Origin of the sequence: Sarcina sp. DSM 11001, from assembly GCF_900101015.1 — a bacterium.
Lineage (GTDB): Bacteria > Bacillota > Clostridia > Lachnospirales > Lachnospiraceae > CAG-791.
On the sequence record NZ_FNFZ01000005.1, the window covers coordinates 138637 to 161132 of the forward strand.

Sequence of the window (22496 nt, forward strand, 5' to 3'; positions counted from 1 at the left end):
ATTCCCGGGACTCACACAATCTTTTACATTGTATACCATAATACTATTCTGCACAACCTTTTCCTGTGTCGAAACCGCATCGGCTGAAGCTACGCGGAAACTGCAGCAGGACTAAGACAGTAATCTCACCACGGTCGCAAACTCTCCGGGCTAGTGTGCCGTCTCACTAGCAGAGTATCCTCTGCATGGCAGTCTCCAGTTCAGACAATTCGCTTTCCGCCAGCTGCCATGCATAGCCCTTCACGTTTGCTTCCACACGGGACCGCTTCTGCGCCCCTACAATGCAAGTGTCGACAAATTCCTTCTGCCTGGCCCAGTTCAGCGCGACCTCTGCGAGGTCGGCGCCATGCCTGTCGGCGATCGGCTGCATGGCATCCAGCATTTCCATGGCTTTTGAGAAAAAAGGTTCCTGGAAAAACCTTCCGTAAAAGCGGTTCCGGCTGTCGGCCGGTTCGTAGGTTTCCACCTTCCTGTATCTTCCCGTCAAAAGTCCGCCACAGAGCGCGCCGTAAGCCATCGTGCCTATTCCTTCCCCGTGGGCCCATTTGAGAAGCTCTTCATTTTCCCGGTTGAACATGGAATACTGCAGCTGGACAACCTCGATCTCGATCGTCTTACGGGCCTCCATGATCTGTTCCCTGGAAAAATTGGAAACTCCGACATGGCGGATCTTCCCTTCCGCTTTCAGCTGCGACAGAGCACCGAATGTCTCCGAAAAAGGGACAGTCGGATCCGGCCAGTGGACCAGCATCACATCAATGTGGTCCGTGCGGAGGTTTTTCAGAGAATCTTCGCATTCCGCAAAAATATTTTCCGGTTTGCCGCTGCGCACATATTTCCCGTCGATAAACCTGTTGCCGCATTTTGTCGCGATCACGACCTTCCCGCGGTTTCCCGTCTGTTCCAGCGTTTTTCCTATAAACCGCTCCGCTTCCCCGGCATTATAGGCAGGCGCTGTATCAATAAAGTTGATCCCGCTCTCAACAGCGGCTGCTATGGCATCCATCCTCACATCATCCGGATAATCATCCCATCCTGCTCCGCCGATTCCCCACGTACCCAGCGTCATCGGAGATACACTGAGGCCTGTGCCGCCCAGCATGACATTTTTCATAATAATACTTCCTTCCCCCGGTCGATCATCTGCCGGCTGTGCGTTTATTATTCCTCTCTGCTTTATACCTCTATGCTAATTCGTTCTCGGTTATATTCCTTCCCGCTTTACTCTTTTACGCTTTATTCCCCTGCGTTTTATTCTCCTGTATTCTATTTCTCTGCATTCTATTCCTCTGCCTTGCAGTCCTGTCTGTTTTATTCCTCTCCGCTTTCGTCCCACTTCTTTTTCCTGGGAACATCCTTTTTGTCATGGAGCTGCGCAGGCCTGGGGACAGGAATCCGTTTCAGCTTATTGATCCGCTGCTGTTCTTTTTTTGAAAGCTTCGAGAATTCTCTCGCCGCATCTTTTTCCAGTTTGCCCATAATTACCTCGTCAGTTTTTCGCTCATTTATTACATGTCATTTATTACATACCATTTATTACGTGTCATTCTTTGCCCGGCCTTAAGGTGCTGCTGTGTTTGATGAAACAATACGATACGCCCTCTATGCGATGACACGGTTAAAAAAACTTTCGAAACATCAACAACTGTCAAAACGTCAACAACATCCCGTAATTTGATGTACTCTTAAGTATACAATCAACTGTCAACAAACACTATGGAAATCTTTCCTTTCAGAATGAGAAATCAGAAGTTACAGATCTTCCTCTCCTGTCTCCTCTCGGGTTTCAAGACGGTCTGTACTGTAACAATCAGAATGCGAAATGGATTCATTTTTCTGCTAAATCCTTTATTTAACAGACTGCAGACAGTATACTGGACTTGAACCGACATATCCGGAATATGTGTAAACCGGATCTCAAAAGGGAGATTTAATGGGAGGTTTTAGAATGAAGATGTGCAAAACTATTGTCCTGGCAGCAGCTGTTTTTTTATTGAGTCTCTGTGTCAGTGCCTGCGGAAATACGGGGCAGGCAGGGGCCGGCAGCCCGGCTGCGAAAGCAGAAGAATCTGATGCTGAGGTTTCCCCGCAGGCCCCTGAACAGGAACCAGCAGAATTTCAACCCGAAGATGTTCAGGAAGCTTTAGAAGCGCAGTCAGATACAGACATAGAGGCAGACGCAGGCCTGCAGGCAAATATCGACGCACATACAGATACAGCTGATCCAAAAGAAAACACAGACCCGGCGGAAACCGCAGCGACAGCAGTCTCTGCAGAGCCGGCGGAGGAGCCCGCGGAAGCTCCCGCTGCCCCCTCCCTCCTGTATATGGGGCAGGGAAGTCTGCGGATCGTCACGGGAGAAGGCAAAGTGATCTATATCGATCCCTATTCCGGGGACGGGTATGACCTGCCGGCAGACCTGATCCTTGTCACCCACGGACATTATGACCATAACGGGCTCGATCTGGTGCAGAGCCGGAGTGAGGACTGCCGGATCATCACACAGAATGAGGCGCTTGCGGGTGGAGAACACCAGAGTTTTGATCTGGGATACGTCAGGGTGGAAGCTGTGGAAGCCGGCTATAATCAGAACCACGACGTAAAAGCCTGCGTGGGGTATGTCCTCACCTTCAGCAACGGAAGATCTGTCTATGTGACAGGAGACACCTCCACAACTCAGCAAATGCCTCTCCTTGCGGAAAAAGAGATCGATTACGCCTTTTTCTGCTGCGACGGTGTCTATAATATGGACGCCGCCGAGGCTTCAAAATGCGCGGAAATGGTCTCCGCAAAGCACAATCTCCCCTACCACACCTCCGCGAAAAACGACGGATACAACTTTGACCGGGATGTCGCGGAGCAGTTTGAGGCTGATAATCGCATCATTCTTGCGCCGGGAGAGGAAATCACAGTGGAATGACCGATCAGGACGATCTGGCTGATGATAAGTAAGATCTGGCCGATCTATCTGATCCATTTGTCCGTGACCGTAGGCTCATCATAGCCCCAGTCTTCCCCCACCGCATGCACGACCAGGTCAAAACCGTTTTTCACGAGGACGTTGGCCGATGCCCTGTTTTCGACCATCGTACTGGCTGTGATGATCTCTGTGTCGGTATCGTTATAGAGGTAATCGATCATCATCCCCAGGGCTTCACTGGCGATTCCCCTCCCCCAGAACCGCTCCAGCAGTCTGTAGCCGACACTGATCTTATGGATGGGAGGACGATATCCGTACATTTCCGCCAGCCCGCAGAATTCTTCCTCCATAAACACGCCCAGCAGGATGGATTCTTTCCAGCACTCATCATAAAGATGATCAATGACATACCTGAGATCAGCATATTTTTGTTCAAACAGGAAGGTCGGAAGATACCGGTAGACCCGGGGACTGTTTACCAGCTCCTGCAGGCCAGGCAGATCGGCCTGAGTTACTTCCTTCAAAACGAGCCTGCTGCCCGCCAGACAGGGAATTTCAGAAAACAGCTGCTTTTTCACTTTGTGCCTTTCTTGACCGGGTTAAATCGGACATTATGTTACAAATCCCTCGTTTACATTTTCCGGAGTTTCCACTCACTCATTTGAGTTCAAGACTCGTAAGCGTTTATTCTTCATCGCGGGATTGTACCCACGATGAAGCAAGTTTCTCTTTTTGTGCGCGTATCCCACGACTGAAGTCACGGTATTACGCGATGAAGAATAAAAGGCCGGAGCAAACGACATTTTCTAATCAGGTCTTTATTTTACTACCGAAACGTATCGTTTCCAACAGTTTCCCGTATCCCCATATCCGGCAAAAAGCCAAAAGAGCCCGCTGAAAAAGGGTTAAAAAAGGCTTCCCGGGCACGCCTGACCGCGTACGCCGGGAAGTCTTTGTCTCTTCCGTAAATTTGGGTTCTTCCGTAAATATTAGTGCTTCTTCGCAGCTGATCCTGCTCCCTGCTTTGCATCACCGGCGGCATTCGAACCTCCGCCTGATCCTGCACCTCCGCAGGCAGACATACTGCATATGATCAGCAGCACCGCCAGTAAAATGATCCCCTTATGTCTCATCCGAAAAAAAGTCTTTGGTAAATATACCGGTCCAGGTGCCGATCAGATTACCGTCATCGGAATAGGCATTGAGCGTGTGCTCCCGCTCAAAAATGCTGTAATCAAAGGAATCGACATTGTAGGTTGCGTCAACACATCCGCCCCTGGAGCATGTCTCGGGAGAACGCCAGGATGCCTCTTCTCCGGTGACATTGTCTGTCGTCACAATCTTTATGTGGGTCGAGGCCTCCGGAGGTCCCCCGTATAGATAGACGCGGATATGGGTGGATTGCTGGGAGCCGATCAGATAATTCAACTCATTCCTGATCTCCGCCCGCCACTGGTACATCGTATCCCGGACACCTTCCGCGCCCGGATAGCCGGCCTCCAGCAGTTCCCGGATAAATAGATAAGCATCGTCGTCGGGTTTCTCGGCGACGGACTGACAGTACTTAAACCTGGCCTCCAGGACTTTGTCGTCCGAGTCCTCGTAACCGGGACAAAGGGTATAGAGTTCCGCCGCCTCCTTGTATTTCCCCTCCTTCATCCTGCTCCCGGCATTCAGGTACCTGCACTGTGCCAGCCGCATGGGAGCATCGCTGTAGTCTTCCAGCCGCTCAAAGAGCTTCGCGGCCACAATATATTTTTCCTGACTGAGTTCCTTTTCAGCTTCGCGATAGGTGTTCCTGTGGATCCGGTCTTCAAGGTCCGTCTGCGAGCTTTTTTCAGTTTTCTGACATTCCTGAAGCAAAATATATGTCTTTTCCGCATCGGTGTAGTTCTCAGCCTCGCTGTCGGCATCGGCTTCTTCCAGCAGAGAAGCGAAAACCCGGTCATAAGAATCCAGTGCATCCTGTTTCAGATCTGCGTCCCCGTTTGAGATGAGGTTTGAAAAAAGGATTTCATAAAGCTCCAGAGCTTTTTTTGCACTGGATCTTTCCGTATTCGCATTACCATCAGACTTCTTATATTGTTCTTCCGCTTCAGTTGCTCTCTTAAAGCATCGCCGGCTCACATCCTCCCATTTCTCTTCTGCTTCCCGGGATCCTGATTCGCGGATGGGCCTCAGTTTATCAAAAGCATCCTGATATTTTCCGCTTCTGACCAGTTTTTCCACCTCGGCCAGCTCCATGATCGTCTCAGCCTTCTGCTCATCGCCGATCCCATTCGCCAGGACTTCCACGATCTGCTCTCTGCTCTCATCGGATGATGAATCCGCCGACGGATCAGATGACGAACCGGCTGACAAATTGCCTGACCGATCAGATGACGAAACGACTGACGAATCCTTTGCCAGAGCCTTCTCTATGGAGTCGCAGAACCAGTACTGCTCCTCTTCACTCATTTTTTCATATGGAAACTGCTCGAAAAAATGCCCCAGGTACTGCGCAGTGCCGCCCTCGATGGCGTCTCCGCTCTGCAGTGTTTCCATCTGCGCGCGCATGGCCTCCCGGCGCTGCCCGGGATAAAAAGCTAAGCGCCAGACCGCAAATCCCGCTGCCAGAAGGACCAAAGCACACAGAGCGGCAATCGTCATTCGTCCCAGGATACGATGGCTCTTTTTGCCGGCATCAAACCCGGGAATGATTTTTTCCAGGCGGGTGTCCAGAGAAGAAGCGTGCTCCCGGATGCGGACGATCTGTTCCCGGATCTGTGCCGCGGAGCCAAAGCGTTTTTGGGGATCTATGTGCGTCGCTTTCGCCACGATCCTGGCGGCATCCACATTTTCCGGCAGCATCCTCTCGATTAGTTTCCCCAGGGCAAAGATATCGGTGCGCACATCCGAGGCGGCAAATCCATACTGCTCGGGCGCGGCGACACCGTGGGTCCCCATGAGGACGGTGTCTTTTTTCTCCCCGCTGATATAGATCTTCGCGGCGTCATAGTCGATGATCTTGACTACACCGTCCTCCGTCAGCATGACATTGGAAGCCTTGAGATCCCGGTGGATAATGGGCGGCCGGGCATTGTGCAGAAAGGACAGACCGTCGCAGATTTCAGTCAGGATCCTGACGCGCTCCTGAAAGGGAAGCGGTCCGCCCTCCTCTCCCAGCAGATCATCAAGCGTCCTGCCCTGTATAAACTCCTCGATCACAATGAGCTTTTCCCCTTCCTCGCGGAAGGACTCGATCCTCGGAACATATCTGCTCTTATGCTCCTTTAAATAAGCGAAGACCTGTGTATTATAAACACTGAGTTCCTTTCTGAAAAAAAGCCGCCCGGTCGGGACATCCCTGACGATAGCCTTCCCGTCTCCCAGATCCTGTATTTCCTCGTATAGTGCCTGTTCGCAGAGTTTTTCCAGTTCCGTCATAATGCTTCTCCATACTGCTCTACACGGCAGCTAATCCTCGATTGCCTGCTTAAAAGAGCCGCACAGGAATCGTCTCTCCGGTCTGCTTTTCCGTCCTTTCTGTATATACTTTCTCTATTATACTATTGAAAACGCTATTGGAAACCACACAGAGACAGATGGATAATCGTTACAAGTCACACCTGCGCAAGCCTCGAGGTGTTTTCACGCGTTTTTTGCGTGAAAACCCGAGTTAAGCGGCGAATGCCCATCCCCGAAGGGGATTTGGAATGGGCATTCGCACCGTTACATGGTCACAACCTGGTCAGGTTGTGACCAGTAACGGATAATCATTTACACTCCAGTCCATATCAACAATATCCCCAGTATAAGGTATAACCCCCCCTCCCTTTCATAAAAGTATTTTATAGACCGGAACCTGTTATTTGGTGGGCTGACAGCCCACAGCTCAAAGGGAAAAATCGTTTATAATAGCACCTGGCCGATGTAGAATAATCCATACATGAATCATCCCGGGTTCCCCGCTCTGACTTGTTTGTAATTGTATGTGACTGGTATGTAATTAAATGTAAATTGTATATAAATCAGACTGATCTGCATTTGCGGGTGAGCGCCCGCAGCCATCTATCAATAAAAAAATGAAGAATAAAAAAGAATAAAATCGGAAAGGAGGGTCTGCACCCCATGGAAGAATCTACTACCGGCAATCTTGCGAAAATTCTCTCAAACATCGATTCTGCCAGAGAGATGGAAGAGTATCTTGAGCTCCCTGAGGTGGTAAACAGCTGGCAGAGCTTTCCGGAATATTTCCAGTCCCTGGAAGCCGTCAGGGAAATGGACAGCAGAAATCTGATCCGCAGCAGTGGTCTTGAGCGGTCATATTATTATCAGGTAATGAAGGGTACCCGCCGGCCCGGACGCGATAAAGTTCTGCGTCTGTGCCTGGCCGCAGGACTGAACCTGAAGGAGACGACCCGTGCGCTGGAGCTGAGCGGCAATGCCGTGCTCTATCCCCGCAGCCGGCGCGATATCATTCTCACCGTCGCTGTCAACCAGATGGCGGACGTCGATGACACCAACCTCCTGCTGTTTAAATACGGAGTGAAGCCGCTGGAATAAACCGGCGGCTCTTTATATGAAAGAGAAAATAATATACAATAAAGTGGTATTTGGCTGATTTCCGGACACAGGAAAATACTGCGGAGACAAAGACCATGGACAAATCCACCACGGGGAAGCTTTCTGAGATCCTCTCTACTATAGATTCGGCACAGGAAATGGAACAATATATGGACATGCCCAAAGTTTCGGACAGCTTCCGGACTTTTTCGGGATATTTCCGTTCCCTTCCTGCCGTGTACAACATGGACAGCGCAGAGATGATCCGGAAAAGCGGTCTGGAGCGGTCATATTATTATCAGGTCATGAAGGGAAAGCGTAATCCCGGGCGGGATAAAGTTCTGCGTCTGTGCCTGGCCGCAGGCCTGGGGCTCAAAGAAACGACCCGGGCGCTGGAACTGAGTGGAAACGCCATGCTCTACCCCCGCAGACGGCGCGACATCATCCTCACGGTTGCGATCAATCAGAAAGCCGGCGTAGATGACACCAACCTGCTGCTTTTCAAGTATGGGGAGGAACCGCTGGAATAAGAGAATAAATAAGATAATTTTTATGGAATGGACGGAAGATAACCGAATTATCCGGCTTTTTATTTTGAGCACAAAAAGCAGGCAGGGAAGCGATACGACCAGGTATCGTCTCCCTGCCTGTTATTTCCGGTTTGTATTCTCCTGCACTCGTCTGAACAGATTTATTAACAGGATTATTCTTCATCGCGCAAGACCTGTGACTTCAGTCGTGGGATACGCGCGCAAAAAAGGAAACTTTCTTCATCGCGCAAGACTCGCCCGCGAGTCTTGAATATTGCATGTCCATGTCTGGTACCGGATGCCGGATTCCCGAAGCAGTGTATCCGGAGACAACTCCGGAAAACCAGTTTCTAAAATCAGTTCCTAAAATAAGTTCCTGAAACCAGTTCCTATCGGTAGAGCATGATCACGTCCTCGATGCTCCTGCCCTCCTCCAGCATATGGAGCATATCCATTGCGGGATTGGATTTTCTGTGCCATCTGTCATAGAGAGGATTCAGGAAGCATTCCTCCTGCATGCCGCGGGCTGTGAGCCCTTCCCGGGCAAGATCCAGGATCTCTCCGACGAGGTGGTCCAGGCCCTCCTTAGAGATGTAGGGCGGGTACTGCCGCCGCACAAAGAGGTGCCGCAGCTCGCTCGCTGTGTAACCGTGATGGTACAGGACCTGGTCTTTTTCCAGAAGCTCGTCGAGCTCGCGGAGCTTCTCCAAAAGCCCCAGATGGAAGGCGGCCACGCAGAAGGTGTCGCGGATCGGCTGCGTGCAGCAGCTCCGGAACTCCACGGTACCGCGGTAGGTCAGGTCTTCGTATTTAAAGGTCCGCAGGTACTGCAGATCCTCCAGTTCGGGTTTGAATGTGTATGTCTCAAAGCCTCCGCTATCCGGATCGTAGTATTCCCCTTCGATCTCAGGGAGCTCCATGTAGGCCAGAAGCGGCGTCGGGGCAAAGTTCAGATATTTCCCGTCGCGTTCTACGCAGTAAAGGCTTGTCGAGGAGATATAGTCCAGCAGTTCGTCCTCGCTGTAAAAATCACACTCGTACATCCCGACATTGTGAGGATTGATACCGTGTGTGCTGTTTTCCCAGAACATATCGCGCACACAGATCATCCCGTCGTTTTCTCCCAGTAGGACGGAATTGGAAAACAACAGGGCCTTGACGGGCTCCAGCCTGGAGAAAGCTCGGAAGATCGTGATGAGATCCGTGTCCATGACGTCCAGCTGGACCTGCGAGGCGCTGGAAAACGTGCCAAAGGCGGGGTGATGGTGGAAATGCATGGGCAGAGACCGATATCGCGGGTACGAATGCAGGTGATGAAAGAGCATGCGGTAGCGCCCGTTCGGAATCGGGACATTGTGATTGTAGATCCGGTACGGATTGACGCCCATGCCGGTCAGAGTGTAATCGTGTGCGGAAAAAAGCTCCTGCAGCACATCATAATAGTGAAAAAACCGGATCTTCGCCAGCTGCAGGTCCTGCGCCCTCCCCAGCGAGAGTTCAATATTGTTATAGGAACAGTCAAAGGAGAGGGAGTCGCCCGTCACGGGGTCCGCCGCCAGGATCACCTCGCCCTCGTCGTCCCTCTTCTCGGGCACAAACCCGCAGATATCCATAAAGCGTTCGGCAGTCCTGTGGACAAGTTCAAAGTCCACGGCTTCCTTTTTCAGATTCAGGATCGGCATCTCCACTTCGATGCCCGAATAAAGGGGACGTTCCCTTCTGGTCGGTGCCAGATACTTTTCCTCCAGTGCCTGCCGGATAACAGCTGCGTCCATTCGTGCTTCTCCTCTCCTGAATACGAAGGGGAAGGCAGAGAACCTTCCCCTGATTGTTTTTCCGCCCTGTGGCCTCAGAGTCCTGAGTCCTGCACAGGTCATATTCCATCCCGTGACCTCAGAATGATTCTGCAAAGGTCATTCCGCCCTGTGGTCTCAGAGTCCCGCATAAGCCATATAAAGGAATTTCAAATCTTCTATATTATCCACATAGGAACAGCCGTGGCAGCGGCCGCATTCCGTGAGGCATCCGTTTTCAAAAGCCAGAAGCCGCATCATGGGAACGGGCTTCCAGGGACAGGAATCCAGAGGAACTGTCGCAAAAACGCAGAACCCGTCTCCCTCTCTCATATAGAGGGTTTTTTCACAATTTGTATGGACATACAGGGTGTCCGCATAGTGGAACAGGATGTTCAGCTTGTTGCCGGGAGCCATCTTTCCAAATTCACTCTCCCAGAGGGAAAAGCGTTCTCCGGGTGTCGCCTCACGGCCCAGCTGCCGTTCTTTTTGAAGCAGCAGATCCATAAGCCTCAGGAGGATCCGTTCGCTGTCGGTCTCGCCAAGCTGTTTGTAGTAGTAAATGTTCAGAGGAGAATAGCTGAAAATCGTCCCGTTGTGGGCCAGCGTCCCGAAACGGCCGTCCATCGACCGCACCACAAAGGGATGGCAGTTGGACAGCTCCACATTTCCAATCGTAGCCCGGCGGATATGGGCAATGGCGGTCCTGGCCGCGACGCCCTTCGCCAGCAGGGCTGTCAGCGTTTCGCTCCGCGAGGCCTTGACGGCCTCCCTGAGGATCTCCGGCCGTTCATCCGCATCCGCATGTTTTCCGGCGAAGCCTTCTATCTCATGTTCTCCATGTTCACATCCATGTTCGGGTCCATGTTCATGCTGCGGGAACACGGCCAGTCCATAGCCGTGCGGGTGTCTGTCTGAATGGGAAAAAAACGTGCGCAGCCAGCCTGTGATGTCTATGCTGTGATCCGCGCTGACGGCAAAGAGTTCGCACATAGTCTGTCCACCTGTTCCGCGTAACGGCTCCCCGGGATGAGGAGCTTGCGCTTTTGATATTCGATGGTTGAGAGCGCGTCAAAACATCCGATCGCTTCGAAGGTACAGGCCATATCCGAGAGTATTTCCAGCGCCGCTTCGCGGACCGGAATCAGGACCGAACCCTCCCGGATCCAGATGCTCTTCTCGTCAAAAAGGGCTGCGTGTTTCATATTGGTAATAGCATCTGCCTGTTCCTTTTCGTCCGGCAGATACTCAGGACAGAAAGAACACCAGATCAGGAACAGCCGCAGGAAGCGAAGGTCCTCCAGGGCGATTCCCGCCGGCTCGAGAGGGTTGAGATCCAGCATCCTGAGTTCAATGTGGTCGATTCCCTTCCTGAGTGCTTCCAGTGTATAGGCTCCCCGGGGCTTGAGACGCACCGGCAGGTACAGTTCAGAAGAGGAATAGATCATCCCCTCCCTGACATAGGACTCGATGCTCTCACAGTAAGAAGACACCCCGGAGAAATCCAGTACAGGGAGGAAGGGGTTCCAGTATCCCTCCTTACCGCACCGCACAGAAGCATAGACCGGTTTAACCCTTTCCCGGCACTGACCGAAAGTCTCTGCCCTGAAAGGTCCGGGACTAGCCGCAGTCAGCCAGACGATCAGCCAGGCATACCGGAGCGTCCAGGCGGCGGCCTTCAAATACAGGGCGTCAGCTGTCGTCCCCAGAAATGAGGGATAGTCCGCTGAATAGGAAAAATTGTAATGAATGCCCGACAACAGCATTTTTTCAAGCCCATATTTTTCGAGCAGGTATCTCCTGTACTCCTCTTTATGGGCATTCTCGCCTGAAAAATGCGCGATCCGCACCTCGGAGGGTATATAGGCGGGAGGATTCGAAGACATATGGAGCGTCTCACCCGATTCCGCAAGCCTGCGCAGGGCTTCCGCGTGCATCTGAGAGATCATCCCGTAGAGCTCTTCTGTGCTGTGGGCCACGGGTGTGATGATTTCAAGCTGGCTCTCCGCAAAATCCCTTGAAAAATGCGGATCATCTCCAAAAGGATGGTCCGTACGCGAGATCCGCCCGTCCGCCTCCATGATGCGGAGACTTTCCTTTTCCAGGCCGAAGCCGCCGCCAAAAGCGGACTCCAGCCCCTTCCTGCCCAGCCTGGATGTGATCTGTGCTGCTGTTTCGTATGGTTTTTTCACTCTTATTCTCCTTTTATACCGGAGTGTACTGTGTGTGATTATTACATTATAAGCAATACACCTACTATGTCAATAGGTTTTTATATATTAAATCTTCGCAGTAATCTTCGCCCTTTCAGAGCCCTGTCTCAGATATTTTCCCTGGGAATGGAGTAAAAAACGGACACAGGGGTCCTGAAAAGGCAGGCGGCCCCGTGTCCGTTTCTTCTAATTTACCCACTCATTTACCCACGCACGAATTTACCCCCGCACGAACGGAGCGCTGTACTCCGCATTGATTTCCCGAATCTCTTTCAGGCCATCGATATAGGGCTGGTAGATGCTTTCGATACGTCCGCCGCCTCGGTTGTCGCAGCCGGAACAGAACTCACAATCGATGCCGCATGCGCCCCACAGCGCCTGGTGAACGATCTGCCGGCGCTCCTCCCTCGTGGTGTCCTTTATTAATAGAGATCTCATTGTCAGCCTCCTCTTCATAACATCTCAATAATGGATAAAAATAATAAGGAAGATAAAGACCACCAGGCCCGGCTGGTTTAGCAAAAACGAATAGCGGCCGGATTTTACTGTTTTTTACAGAATCGCGTTTCCGAAGGCGGTCAGATCGGGGTAAACACTGGCGAATCCGGCGAACTCCGGAGCCGGCGGCACCAGATCAGGAATCATCACCGGCCTGCAGCCGGCAGCTCTGGCGGCCAGAAGGCCGTTGGGGCTGTCCTCCAGCACATAGCAGTCCCCCGGAAGCAGGCCCAGCCGTTCGGCGGCCAGAAGAAAGATGTCCGGATCCGGTTTTCCCCTGGAGACCTCGTCTCCGCAGACCACAACGTCAAAATAGCTGTCAATCCCGGTGCGGCCCAGGTTGGTCAATACCATATCCCGGGGGCTGCTGCTGGCCACAGCCAGCCGGTACCCTGCTTTTTTCAGAGCAGGCAGCAGATCTGCTGCACCGGGCTTGAGCTGCAGGTCTGTCTTCTCCCGTTCCACCATCATGGCCATACACTCCCGCGTCAGGGCATCCGGGTCATCGTCCGGATAGCAGCTGCGCAGTACTAGATGTGCCTGCTTCGGGCCGCTTCCGGTGATCCGGACTGCAAAGTCTGAGGGCAGTGTCAGCCCACGGTCCCGGGCAAGCCGATGCCAGCAGGACTGATACAGCCGTTCGGAATCCAGAAGCAGACCATCCATATCAAAGATTGCACCTTTCATGTTCCTACCTCCCTTAGATATTTCTGGAGAAAATACAGCGCGGCTCCCATGGTGATGTTATGGGAGGGCATCTTGCTCAGCAGCAGGAAATCCCCGGTCACCGGAAAGGGGCAGCGCTCCCTGATCGCCTGCCGGAGGAAGTCCAGATCCTCCTCCCTGAGGTACGCCGCCAGGTGACCGCCCAGAATAACGTCCATGTCATAGAGCAGGTAGAGACTCTCCGCCATGAGAGCGACATCCATCAGGTAAGCAGTCCAACGCGTTTTTTCAGCAGAGCCTCCCGTCCGGAGAGCGGCAAAGAACACATCCGGGTCCTCATCCCCCAGAAGGGCACTCATGGAACAGATCGTCTCCAGACAGCCGCGCTTACCGCAATAGCATGGCTTACCCTCAGGGCGGACCACGATGTGCTCGAACAAAGTGCTTCTGCCATCGCGCCCGATGACAATGCGGCGGTTATAGATGATGGAGCCGCCCAGATGCCGGCTCATGGACAGATAATAGGCATTCTTCAACTCCGGAGAACACCAGATTTCCGAGATGGCGGCGGCGTCCGGATCGTGGACGAAGGTACAGGGAAAGGGCAGATGCCTGGTAAATACTTCTATCTTCAGGCCTGTGCAGTCCAGTATGGTCCCATAGACCACCTCCGAGCCGTCGGCATTGACCAGTCCCTGGATCGCAATGCCGATCCCCAGAATCTTCTCATCAGGCAGCGAGAGCTTATGAATGAAGGCGAGGATCTTTTCGCTGACCTGGGAGAAATAAACCTGCTCATTGGCATAAGGGAAATCCCAGATTTCCCGGCCCAGCATCCTTCCGTAGAGGTCTGCGGCAACGAACTTGACCCTGGAGCGCATGATCTCCACTCCGACCGCCACACGAAAGGTCTCGTCGATGGAATAGGCAGCCGCCTTCCTGCCAATCTGGTCGGAATCCAGATAGCCGCTTTTCAGAATCATGCCCATCTCTTCCATCTCCGTCAGCGCCGCGGCTACTGTGGGACGACTCAGCTGGAGGGCATAGGCAATATCCTGCTGTGAGACTTTCTTCTCATCATATATATATTGAAAAACCTGCTGACGATTGGTCCTCCTGATCTGGCCGGGAGTAATACGCTTAGCCATAAACCTTCCTCCTGCACTTCTTTTCTGTCTTTACTGTAAAAGTCTGTTTTAAATAAATCGATCAGGCGGCCGCGCAAATGCACGTGCCCGTACAACCGGTTCAGCGGACAAGTTCGCTGTCTCATGAATGCACGCCAGCCTCTGCAGTGTGCTGAACAGGTTCCATATACCCATGAGAAGACCTGCTTCCATAATGGTTTACTTTACCAGAATTTCCTCCAAATAGCCACTCTGATTTTGAAAAATGCTTTTCCAGAATTCTTTGCGAATTGATGTGTGCATATTTTTTAAATTAAACAAACATATTTGTGATATAGCATGTGCAATCCGTATTTTTGCCTATGCCGAGAACATCTATTACACATGTTCAAGCTGTTCACATTCCCATACAATATTGATAGAGTCCCTTTGTTTTTGTGTGAAAGGGGGTGAAATCGGTTTTAAAACGCGTGCAATCCAGCAATAATTCATATCTCCCCTTGACTCTCTTCGGAAAGGGGCTTATGATAAAGGCACGATATGTAAATCGGTTTTACAAAATCAATTAACAAATATATTTAAGAAAAGGAGGACAAGTTATGGGAATTCTGGAACAAATGAGCCTCGCCAGCAAGAAGGGCTTTGTTACCGGAGCTGCGAGAGGCATTGGCAAGTGCACCGCACTGGCTTTCGCGGAAGCAGGCGCTGATGTCGCTATCGTGGACATGGATCTGGAAACAGCTCAGGAAACAGCTAAAGAGATCGCTGAAGCCACCGGCCGGAAGGTCATCGCCCTCAAGTGCGACGTGACCAACGAAGCTGATGTACAGGCCATGGTGGACGCAGTCGTAGCGGAGCTTGGCGGTCTGGACTTCTGCCACGCCAACGCCGGTATCTGCATCAACGAAGCAGCTGACAAGATGACCTACGCCCAGTGGAAGAAGAACATCGATGTAAACCTCAACAGTGTCTTCCTGACTGATACCATCGCAGGCAGGTACATGCTTGCCAACGGCGGCGGCAGCATCATCAACACGGCTTCCATGTCGGCCCACATCGTCAACGTGCCTCAGCCCCAGTGCGCTTACAACGCTTCCAAGGCAGGCGTGATCCAGCTCACCAAGTCCCTGGCCATCGAATGGGCCAAGAAGGGTGTCAGGGTCAACAGCATCAGCCCCGGCTACATCGGCACGGATCTGACCCTCTCCTCTCCCACTCTTCAGCCCCTGATCGCTCAGTGGAACGCTATGGCACCCATGGGCAGGCTGGGCAAACCCGAAGAACTGGGCTCCATCTGCGTCTATCTTGCGGGCGACACATCTACTTTCACCACCGGCTCCGACTTCATTCTGGACGGTGCATTTACCTGCTTCTAAGAAGTAACACATCCTGTTTCACCACCAGCTCCGGCTTCATTCCGGGCGGAACTTTGACCTGTTCCTAAAAAAACAAAACTACCGGAAAAGTAGTGAAAACCAAAAAAAGGAGAACAGTTATGAAAAAAATTCTTTCCATCCTCATTGCATCTTTCCTGATCGTCGGCCTGCTGGCAGGCTGCGGCGGCGGCTCTTCCACTTCTTCCGCTCCTGCAGGCGGCGACAGCACTGCAAAGCAGGAAGCTGCTGCCACCAGCACAGGCGATACCGAGGGCGTACAGGCCAGCCCCGAGTTTTATGCCAAAGCTGACCTTGCTTCTCTGAGCGGCAAAAAGATCGGCGTCACCATCCAGTCCCTGCAGAACTCCTACTGGGCAGGCGTTATGACCGCCCTTGAGGAGGTTGTCAAGAAAAACGGCGGCAACATCACCATCGTTGCCTGCGACGACAGCTCCGCCACCCAGATCGGCCAGATCGAGAACTTCATTTCCTCCGGCTGCGACCTGATCATGGTCCACCCCTCTGACGCGGCAGCCGTAGAAGACGCCTGCGCAGAAGCCCGCACTGCCGGAATCAAGGTTATGTGCTGGGATGACCCCATGACCAACACCGACGCCAACTGGGTTCTGAACAACACCGACCTGGGCATTGCCATCGGCGAAGCCGCCGGCAATTTCATCTCCGAGCACTACACCGAAGACAACAAGGCTCAGATCGCCATGATCAACTATCCTCAGACCACCATCCTTCTTGAGCGTGAGGAAGGCATCCTCCAGGGTCTTGAAAGCACTGCGGCCGGCCTCTACGAAGTCGTCTCCAGCCAGGCAGGTCTTGACGCAAACCAGGCGCAGACCGCTATGGAAACCATCCTGCAGCGTTATCCTGACTGCCGCATCGTCACCGGAATCGGCGCCGGCGCCATGATCGGAACCGATGAGGCCCTTCAGATCGCAACCGGCGGCAAGATCCCTGAGGATATGGGCGTCTTCACCGCTGACGTTACCAAGCAGCAGCTTGAGCACCTTATGGACGATACCTATCCCGCCCGCGTCGCTCTCGGCTTTGAGGGCTCTGACGAAGACACCGGCACAGCCTGCGCTTCCATGTTCGCGCTGATCCTTGCGGACAATGTAGGAGCTCAGAACGTGTTCCGCGGCCTGACCCCCATCACTGCTGAAAACGTTGAAGCCATCATGGCCGGCATGAAGTAATAAATATTTTCCGCTCCAGTGTACCGCCTCAGACATTTTCACAATTAAATCTGCCGGATTGAACTGCCGGATCCTCATCGTTCCCGCAAAGCAAATAAGGAGGCGATGTGAACCACAGGCAACTGACGGCAAACCGGCAAAGCAGTGTCCACAGCTTCGCAATATCGGAAATGGTGTTTTAATGCGAATTATGCCTGAGACGGAACACAAGGCCTGCACAATATCGAAAACCTGAAATTGTGCAGGCCGTATTCATTCTCCAAGGAGGTAAGCTATATGAGCGAAGATTTTGTGCTGGAACTTGAGCACATTCGCAAGGAGTATCCCGGCGTGGTCGCGCTCAAGGACGTTACGCTGCAGCTTCGGCGCGGCGAGGTCCTGGGCCTGATCGGTGAAAACGGCGCCGGTAAATCCACGTTGATCAAGTGCTGCTCCGGCGCGGTCATCCCCACCTCGGGAAAGATCCGGATCAACGGGAAAGAATTTGACCGCATGACGCCGCAGCTGGCGGCGGAAAACGGCATTGCCATTATTTATCAGGAATTCAACAACGTAGTCGAGCTCTCCGCAGCTGAGAACCTCTTCCTGGGAAGACCCATCAGAAAGGGTATTACCATTGACCGCAAGGCCATGGAGGAAGAAGCCGCCAAGGCCTTCGAACAGCTCCAGATCAAGATCGATCCCAGGGAGCTGGTAAAAAACCTCTCTGTCGGTTATCAGCAGATGATCGAGATCGCCAAGGCGATCCAGCAGAACGCCCAGGTGCTCATCATGGACGAGCCCAGCGCTCCCCTCACCACCAACGAGGTCGAGGCCATGTTCAAGGTGGTGGAACTGCTTCGTAAAAAGGGCGTTTCCATCATCTACATCTCTCACCGTCTGGAGGAGATCTTCCGTCTCAGTGACAGGATCGAGGTCATCCGTGACGGCGAGTACGTCACCACCCTCATCACTCCCAAGGCCACCGTTGATGAGCTGATCAAGCTCATGGTCGGCCGTGAAATGACCCAGAAGTTCCCGCCCCGCAAGCCCTGCATCGACCAGAGCAAGGTGGTTCTGGATCTGCAGAATGTCACCGGCAACGGCGACGAGAATATGACCATGCAGATCCATGCAGGCGAAGTCCTGGGCCTGGGCGGTCTGGTAGGCGCAGGCCGCACGGAGCTTGCCGAGATCATTTTCGGTTCCAAGATGAAACAGTCCGGCAAGATCCTGCTGAACGGTAAAGAGATCAACCCCAGGTCTCCCCGTGAAGCCATCGACCTGGGCATTGCCCTGGTCCCCGAGGACCGCAAGCGCCACGGCGCGCTCCTCACCAACTCCATCAAGAACAACATCAACATGCCTATCTACGAGCGAATCTCCAAGTTCAGCGTCATCGATGCCGAGACTGAGCGCAATAACGCCGAGAAATACCGCAAGGAGATCCAGATCAAGTGTCCCACTGTCAACCAGCTGGTAAAGAACCTCTCCGGTGGTAACCAGCAGAAGGTCATTCTGGGCAAGTGGCTGGCTGCCAACTCCCAGCTCATCATCTTTGACGAGCCCACCCGCGGTATCGACGTAGGCGCAAAATATGAAATCTACAAGCTGATCAATGATCTCGTGGAGGGAGGACGCAGTGTCCTGATGATCTCCTCTGAGATGGAGGAGCTGATCGGCATGTCCGACCGCATCATCGTACTCGCGGAAGGCAAAATGACCGGCGAGCTGCAGAAAGAAGAATTCAATTCGGACACCATCATGGCGTATGCGTCCGGCATTACAGAATAAGAAGGAGGTTTCCTGACGTGGATAATTCAAAACAGCTTCTCAAGTCAAATGCCATCTGGCTGGTGTTTATTCTTGAGGTCATAATCTTCGCGGTCGCCAGCAAAGGCGCTTTCGTCAGCGGAGGCAATATCATCAACATCTCCAGGCAGGTCTCCTATTACGGTATCGCCTCCATCGGCATGACCTTCGTCATCCTGATCGCGGGCATCGACCTGTCCATCGGTTCCATCATCACCCTGGTCAACGTAATCTGCGCCTTCATGATGGTCAACATGGGCCTGAACATGTGGGTTGCGATCCTGATCTCCCTGATCGTGGCCACTGCCATCGGTCTGCTCAACGGCTCCATGGTCTCCCGGATCGGCATCCCCGCCCTGATCGCCACCTTCTCCACCCAGACCATCTTTGAAGGTGTTGCTTACCTGATCTCCGGCGGCCGCCCGATCTCCGGTCTGCCCGCAGCCTTCTCCATCTTCGGCCGTGACACCATCGGCCCGGTGCCGATCTGCGCCATCATCATGATCCTGTGCTTCGCTCTCGGCAGCTTTATCCTGAACAAGACCTTCTTTGGCCGTTACTTTTACGCCATCGGCGGTAACGAGGAAGCTGCAGAGCTTTCCGGAATCCGTGTCAACAGGATGAAGACCCTGATCTACTCTCTGTCCGGCCTGTTTGCCGGCCTTGCCGGTATCGTCCTGCTCTCCCGTTCCAACTCCGCACAGAGTACCGTCGGTAAGGGCATGGAATTCGACGTCATCACCTGCGTCGTCCTGGGCGGCGTATCCGTCAACGGCGGTGTCGGCCGCATGTCCGGCGTCGTGGCCGGCGTGCTTATCATCGGCTGCCTCACCAACGGCATGATCCTGATGGATGTCAGTGAATATATTCAGATGGTCGTCAAGGGCATCGTCCTTGCAGTCGCCGTCGGTATCGACTGCATGAGCAAGAAGCGCCAGGCCACCTGATGCACTGAGCGTGTCGGGCATCCTGATGCGCAAAGGGGCTTGCGCTGACTGAAAATAACGGGCAGGCTCATGGCCGCAGTGCGGTAAGAGCCTGCCTGTCCTCTGTTAACAGAGATTTAATTCCGTAATCCAAAAGAAGGAGTGCAGCTATGAATCCAAAAGATGCGATTCTCCGGGGCGAGACTGCCCTGGGCATTGAATTCGGTTCCACCCGGATCAAGGGTGTGCTGATCGACTATGACGGCAATGTTCTGGCCACCGGTGCCTATGAGTGGGAAAACTCCCTCATTGACGGCATCTGGACCTATGCCCTCTCGGACGCGGAAAAGGGCCTGCAGGCCTGCTACTCTGACCTGCGTCAGGAAGTAGAGGAAAAATACGGCATTCGTCCCGAGACTTTCGGTGCCATCGGCGTCAGCGCCATGATGCACGGTTATATCGCTCTGGACAAGGAAGACCGTCAGGTAGCTCCCTTCCAGACCTGGCGAAACACAAATACCACCCCTGCGGCAGATGCCCTCACGGAAGCGCTGGATTTCAATATCCCTCTGCGCTGGTCCGCCGCCCATCTCTATCAGAGAATGCTGGACAAGGAAGCCCACGTATCCCAGGTAGCTTCCGTCTTCACACTGGCCGCCTACATGCACTACCGTCTCACGGGAGAGAAGGTCATCGGTATCGGCGACGCAGCGGGTATGTTCCCCATCGATTCAGACAAGGGCGACTACAACGAGGCTATGGTGCAGATCTTTGACCGGATGGCCGCTGAGGCGGGCTTCCCTCTGCACCTGCGGGATGTCTTCCCCAAAGTGCTCTCTGCCGGCGATGCGGCAGGAGTGCTCACGAAGGAAGGCGCAGCCCTGTTGGACGAGACCGGTACGGTCAAGCCCGGGATCCCGCTTTGTCCTCCCGAGGGTGACGCGGGCACCGGCATGACAGCCACCAATTCCGTAGCTCCCCGGACCGGCAATCTCTCTGCCGGCACCAGCACCTTTGCCATGGTGGTCCTGGAGCGTCAGCTCTCCAAACTGTACCGCGAGATCGACATGGTGACCACGCCCTCCGGCTTCCCGGTGGCCATGTCCCATGCCAACAACGGCACCACCGACCTCAACGCCCTGGTGGGCATGTTCAAGGAATTCTGTGATCTGATGGGAATTGAGGCGGATATGGGTACCCTCTTCGGCAAACTCTATACCCACGCCCTCACCGGCGATCCGGACTGCGGCGGCCTTCTGGCTTACGGCTATTACTCCGGAGAAAACATCACCTTCATCAACGAAGGACGTCCCCTCTATGTCCGCACCCCGGACAGCCGATTCAACCTTGCCAACTTCATGCGCGTAAATCTCTATACTTCCCTGGGCGCAGTAAAGCTGGGCATGGACATCCTGCTCAAGCAGGAAGGCGTAAAGCTCGACCGGATCATGGGCCACGGCGGCCTGTTCAAAACACCGCTGGTGATGCAGAAGGTGCTTGCTGCAGCAGTCAACACGCCTGTGACCGTCATGGCTACCGCCTCTGAAGGCGGCGCCTGGGGCATCGCCCTGCTGGCTGCCTACCTGGCTGACGGCAAAAAAGACGGCAAACTCGAAGATTACCTTGACAATCGCGTTTTCAAGGATCTGACCGGCGCAGCCGTCGCTCCCGATCCCGCCGACGTAGCCGGTTTCGAGACTTTCACCGAGCACTATGTCAAAGGTCTGGCTGTCGAGAAAGCAGCTATCGAAGCGATCGACTGGTGATAAAGCAGTTTATTTTGTAATAAAACAATCGATTTATAAATATTTCATTTGAATAACAAATCGGTCTGAATAAAGGAGAACACTATGAAAGACACAATGATTCAGCAGCTCATGACCGAACCGAAGAAAATCACCTTCCGTGAAGTCCCTGTCCCCAAACCTGGTCCCGATCAGGTACTGGTCAAGATTAAAAAGATCGGTATCTGCGGCAGTGACATCCACGTTTTCCACGGTACCCATCCCTATACCTCCTATCCCGTGACCCAGGGCCATGAGGTCTCCGCCCAGGTAGAGGCTGTAGGTGAATATGTTCCCGACATCAAGCCCGGCGAAAGGGTGACCATCGAGCCTCAGGTCTTCTGCGGCCGCTGCTATCCCTGCCTCCACGGCAAATATAATCTCTGCGAAAAGCTGAAGGTCATGGGTTTCCAGACCACCGGCACCGCCAGTGAATACTTCGCAGTGGATTCCTCCAAGGTCACGAAGCTCCCCGACGGTCTCACCTACAGTGAAGGAGCCATGATCGAGCCTCTGTCCGTCGCAGTCCACGCGGCAAAGCGCTTCCCCGATCTGAAGGGCGCCAATACGGTCGTCCTGGGCTGCGGCCCCATCGGAATCCTTCTGATCCAGTCCCTCAAAGCACTGGGTGCGGCGCATGTCCTTGCTACCGATATCTCCGATACAAGACTTGCTCTTGCAAAGGAGCTGGGAGCAGACTGGGTCGTGAACACTATGAAGGAAGACTATGCCAAAGCAGTCCTGGATGCATACGGCCCCGATAAGGCAGACGTGGTCTATGAGTGCGCAGGTTCCGATATCACCATGGATCAGGCCATCCAGAACGCCCGGAAGGGCAGCACGATCATCCTGGTCGCAGTCTTTGGAAAGATGGCCAACGTGGATCTGGCCAAGCTCAACGACTCCGAGCTGGACCTCAACACTTCCATGATGTACCGCCACGAGGACTATGTGGACGCCATCCGTCTTGTGGACGAAGGCAAGATCAAACTTGGTCCCCTGCAGAGCGCTCACTTCGCTTTTGCGGATTATCAGAAGGCCTACGAGTATATTGACAACAACCGGGAGACTACCATGAAGGTTCTCATCGATGTGGATCCCACGGAGGAATAAGAC

The 22496-nt window shown here is 53.3% G+C and carries 19 protein-coding genes; 9 read left to right on the top strand and 10 right to left on the bottom strand.

Going from position 1 to position 22496, the window contains the following annotated elements; genetic code table 11:
- Positions 1–166 precede the first annotated feature (166 nt).
- Both BLT02_RS03945 and BLT02_RS17070 read right to left on the bottom strand, forming a co-directional pair.
- Positions 167–1114 carry an aldo/keto reductase gene (locus BLT02_RS03945; protein WP_092991785.1) on the bottom strand — a complete coding sequence of 316 codons (948 nt, stop codon included), beginning with the start codon at positions 1112–1114 and terminating at the stop codon, positions 167–169.
- A 197-nt stretch (positions 1115–1311) separates the two neighbouring features.
- Positions 1312–1479 (bottom strand): hypothetical protein, encoded by a 168-nt coding sequence (locus BLT02_RS17070; protein ID WP_175453681.1) that lies wholly within the window; start codon positions 1477–1479, stop codon positions 1312–1314.
- 469 nt (positions 1480–1948) lie between these two features.
- Here BLT02_RS17070 and BLT02_RS17705 point away from each other — a divergent pair, with 469 nt between their 5' ends.
- Positions 1949–2920: an MBL fold metallo-hydrolase gene (locus BLT02_RS17705; RefSeq protein ID WP_242869692.1), complete on the top strand. Its 972-nt coding sequence runs from the start codon at positions 1949–1951 to the stop codon at positions 2918–2920.
- Between the two features lie 44 nt (positions 2921–2964).
- On the opposite strand, the gene BLT02_RS03955 is transcribed toward BLT02_RS17705, so the two are convergent.
- Both BLT02_RS03955 and BLT02_RS03965 read right to left on the bottom strand, forming a co-directional pair.
- The gene (locus tag BLT02_RS03955) at positions 2965–3444 is read right to left on the bottom strand and encodes a GNAT family N-acetyltransferase (RefSeq protein WP_175453682.1); all 480 of its coding nucleotides are present in this window, start codon (positions 3442–3444) and stop codon (positions 2965–2967) included.
- A 598-nt stretch (positions 3445–4042) separates the two neighbouring features.
- On the bottom strand, positions 4043–6346 hold the full coding sequence (locus BLT02_RS03965; protein ID WP_092991791.1) for a protein kinase domain-containing protein: 2304 nt from the start codon (positions 6344–6346) through the stop codon (positions 4043–4045).
- 684 nt (positions 6347–7030) lie between these two features.
- On the opposite strand from BLT02_RS03965, the gene BLT02_RS03970 reads away from it, so the two are divergent.
- Both BLT02_RS03970 and BLT02_RS03975 read left to right on the top strand, forming a co-directional pair.
- Positions 7031–7465, top strand: a complete 435-nt coding sequence (locus BLT02_RS03970; protein ID WP_092991793.1) for a hypothetical protein — start codon at positions 7031–7033, stop codon at positions 7463–7465.
- 95 nt (positions 7466–7560) lie between these two features.
- Positions 7561–7995 (top strand): hypothetical protein, encoded by a 435-nt coding sequence (locus BLT02_RS03975; RefSeq protein WP_139187407.1) that lies wholly within the window; start codon positions 7561–7563, stop codon positions 7993–7995.
- Positions 7996–8384: 389 nt separating this feature from the next.
- Here BLT02_RS03975 and BLT02_RS03980 read toward each other — a convergent pair whose 3' ends face one another.
- The 6 genes from BLT02_RS03980 to BLT02_RS04005 all read right to left on the bottom strand — a co-directional run bounded on the left by BLT02_RS03980 (position 8385) and on the right by BLT02_RS04005 (position 14313).
- Positions 8385–9770 (bottom strand): glutamate-cysteine ligase family protein, encoded by a 1386-nt coding sequence (locus BLT02_RS03980; protein WP_092991797.1) that lies wholly within the window; start codon positions 9768–9770, stop codon positions 8385–8387.
- 156 nt (positions 9771–9926) lie between these two features.
- Positions 9927–10781, bottom strand: coding sequence for a class II glutamine amidotransferase (locus BLT02_RS03985; RefSeq protein ID WP_092991799.1), 855 nt, complete (start codon positions 10779–10781; stop codon positions 9927–9929).
- Complete coding sequence (locus tag BLT02_RS03990) at positions 10742–11980, bottom strand: glutamate-cysteine ligase family protein (RefSeq protein ID WP_092991801.1); 1239 nt, start codon at positions 11978–11980, stop codon at positions 10742–10744. The genes BLT02_RS03985 and BLT02_RS03990 overlap by 40 nt, the downstream gene beginning before the upstream one ends.
- A gap of 240 nt (positions 11981–12220) precedes the next feature.
- Positions 12221–12439 (bottom strand): hypothetical protein, encoded by a 219-nt coding sequence (locus tag BLT02_RS03995; RefSeq protein ID WP_175453683.1) that lies wholly within the window; start codon positions 12437–12439, stop codon positions 12221–12223.
- 114 nt (positions 12440–12553) lie between these two features.
- Complete coding sequence (locus BLT02_RS04000; protein ID WP_092991805.1) at positions 12554–13186, bottom strand: HAD family hydrolase; 633 nt, start codon at positions 13184–13186, stop codon at positions 12554–12556.
- Positions 13183–14313 carry an ROK family transcriptional regulator gene (locus BLT02_RS04005; protein ID WP_092991807.1) on the bottom strand — a complete coding sequence of 377 codons (1131 nt, stop codon included), beginning with the start codon at positions 14311–14313 and terminating at the stop codon, positions 13183–13185. The genes BLT02_RS04000 and BLT02_RS04005 overlap by 4 nt, the downstream gene beginning before the upstream one ends.
- Before the next feature lie 578 nt (positions 14314–14891).
- On the opposite strand from BLT02_RS04005, the gene BLT02_RS04010 reads away from it, so the two are divergent.
- The 6 genes from BLT02_RS04010 to BLT02_RS04035 all read left to right on the top strand — a co-directional run bounded on the left by BLT02_RS04010 (position 14892) and on the right by BLT02_RS04035 (position 22493).
- Entirely contained in the window at positions 14892–15668 is a 777-nt protein-coding gene (locus BLT02_RS04010) for an SDR family oxidoreductase (protein ID WP_092991809.1), read from the top strand.
- Positions 15669–15787: 119 nt separating this feature from the next.
- The gene (locus BLT02_RS04015) at positions 15788–16879 is read left to right on the top strand and encodes a sugar ABC transporter substrate-binding protein (RefSeq protein WP_092991811.1); all 1092 of its coding nucleotides are present in this window, start codon (positions 15788–15790) and stop codon (positions 16877–16879) included.
- Positions 16880–17155: 276 nt separating this feature from the next.
- Positions 17156–18652 carry a sugar ABC transporter ATP-binding protein gene (locus BLT02_RS04020; protein ID WP_092991814.1) on the top strand — a complete coding sequence of 499 codons (1497 nt, stop codon included), beginning with the start codon at positions 17156–17158 and terminating at the stop codon, positions 18650–18652.
- A gap of 17 nt (positions 18653–18669) precedes the next feature.
- Entirely contained in the window at positions 18670–19617 is a 948-nt protein-coding gene (locus BLT02_RS04025) for an ABC transporter permease (protein ID WP_092991816.1), read from the top strand.
- A gap of 149 nt (positions 19618–19766) precedes the next feature.
- The gene (locus tag BLT02_RS04030; protein WP_092991818.1) at positions 19767–21362 is read left to right on the top strand and encodes a xylulokinase; all 1596 of its coding nucleotides are present in this window, start codon (positions 19767–19769) and stop codon (positions 21360–21362) included.
- Between the two features lie 96 nt (positions 21363–21458).
- Positions 21459–22493: a zinc-dependent alcohol dehydrogenase gene (locus tag BLT02_RS04035; RefSeq protein WP_092991871.1), complete on the top strand. Its 1035-nt coding sequence runs from the start codon at positions 21459–21461 to the stop codon at positions 22491–22493.
- Positions 22494–22496: the final 3 nt, after the last annotated feature.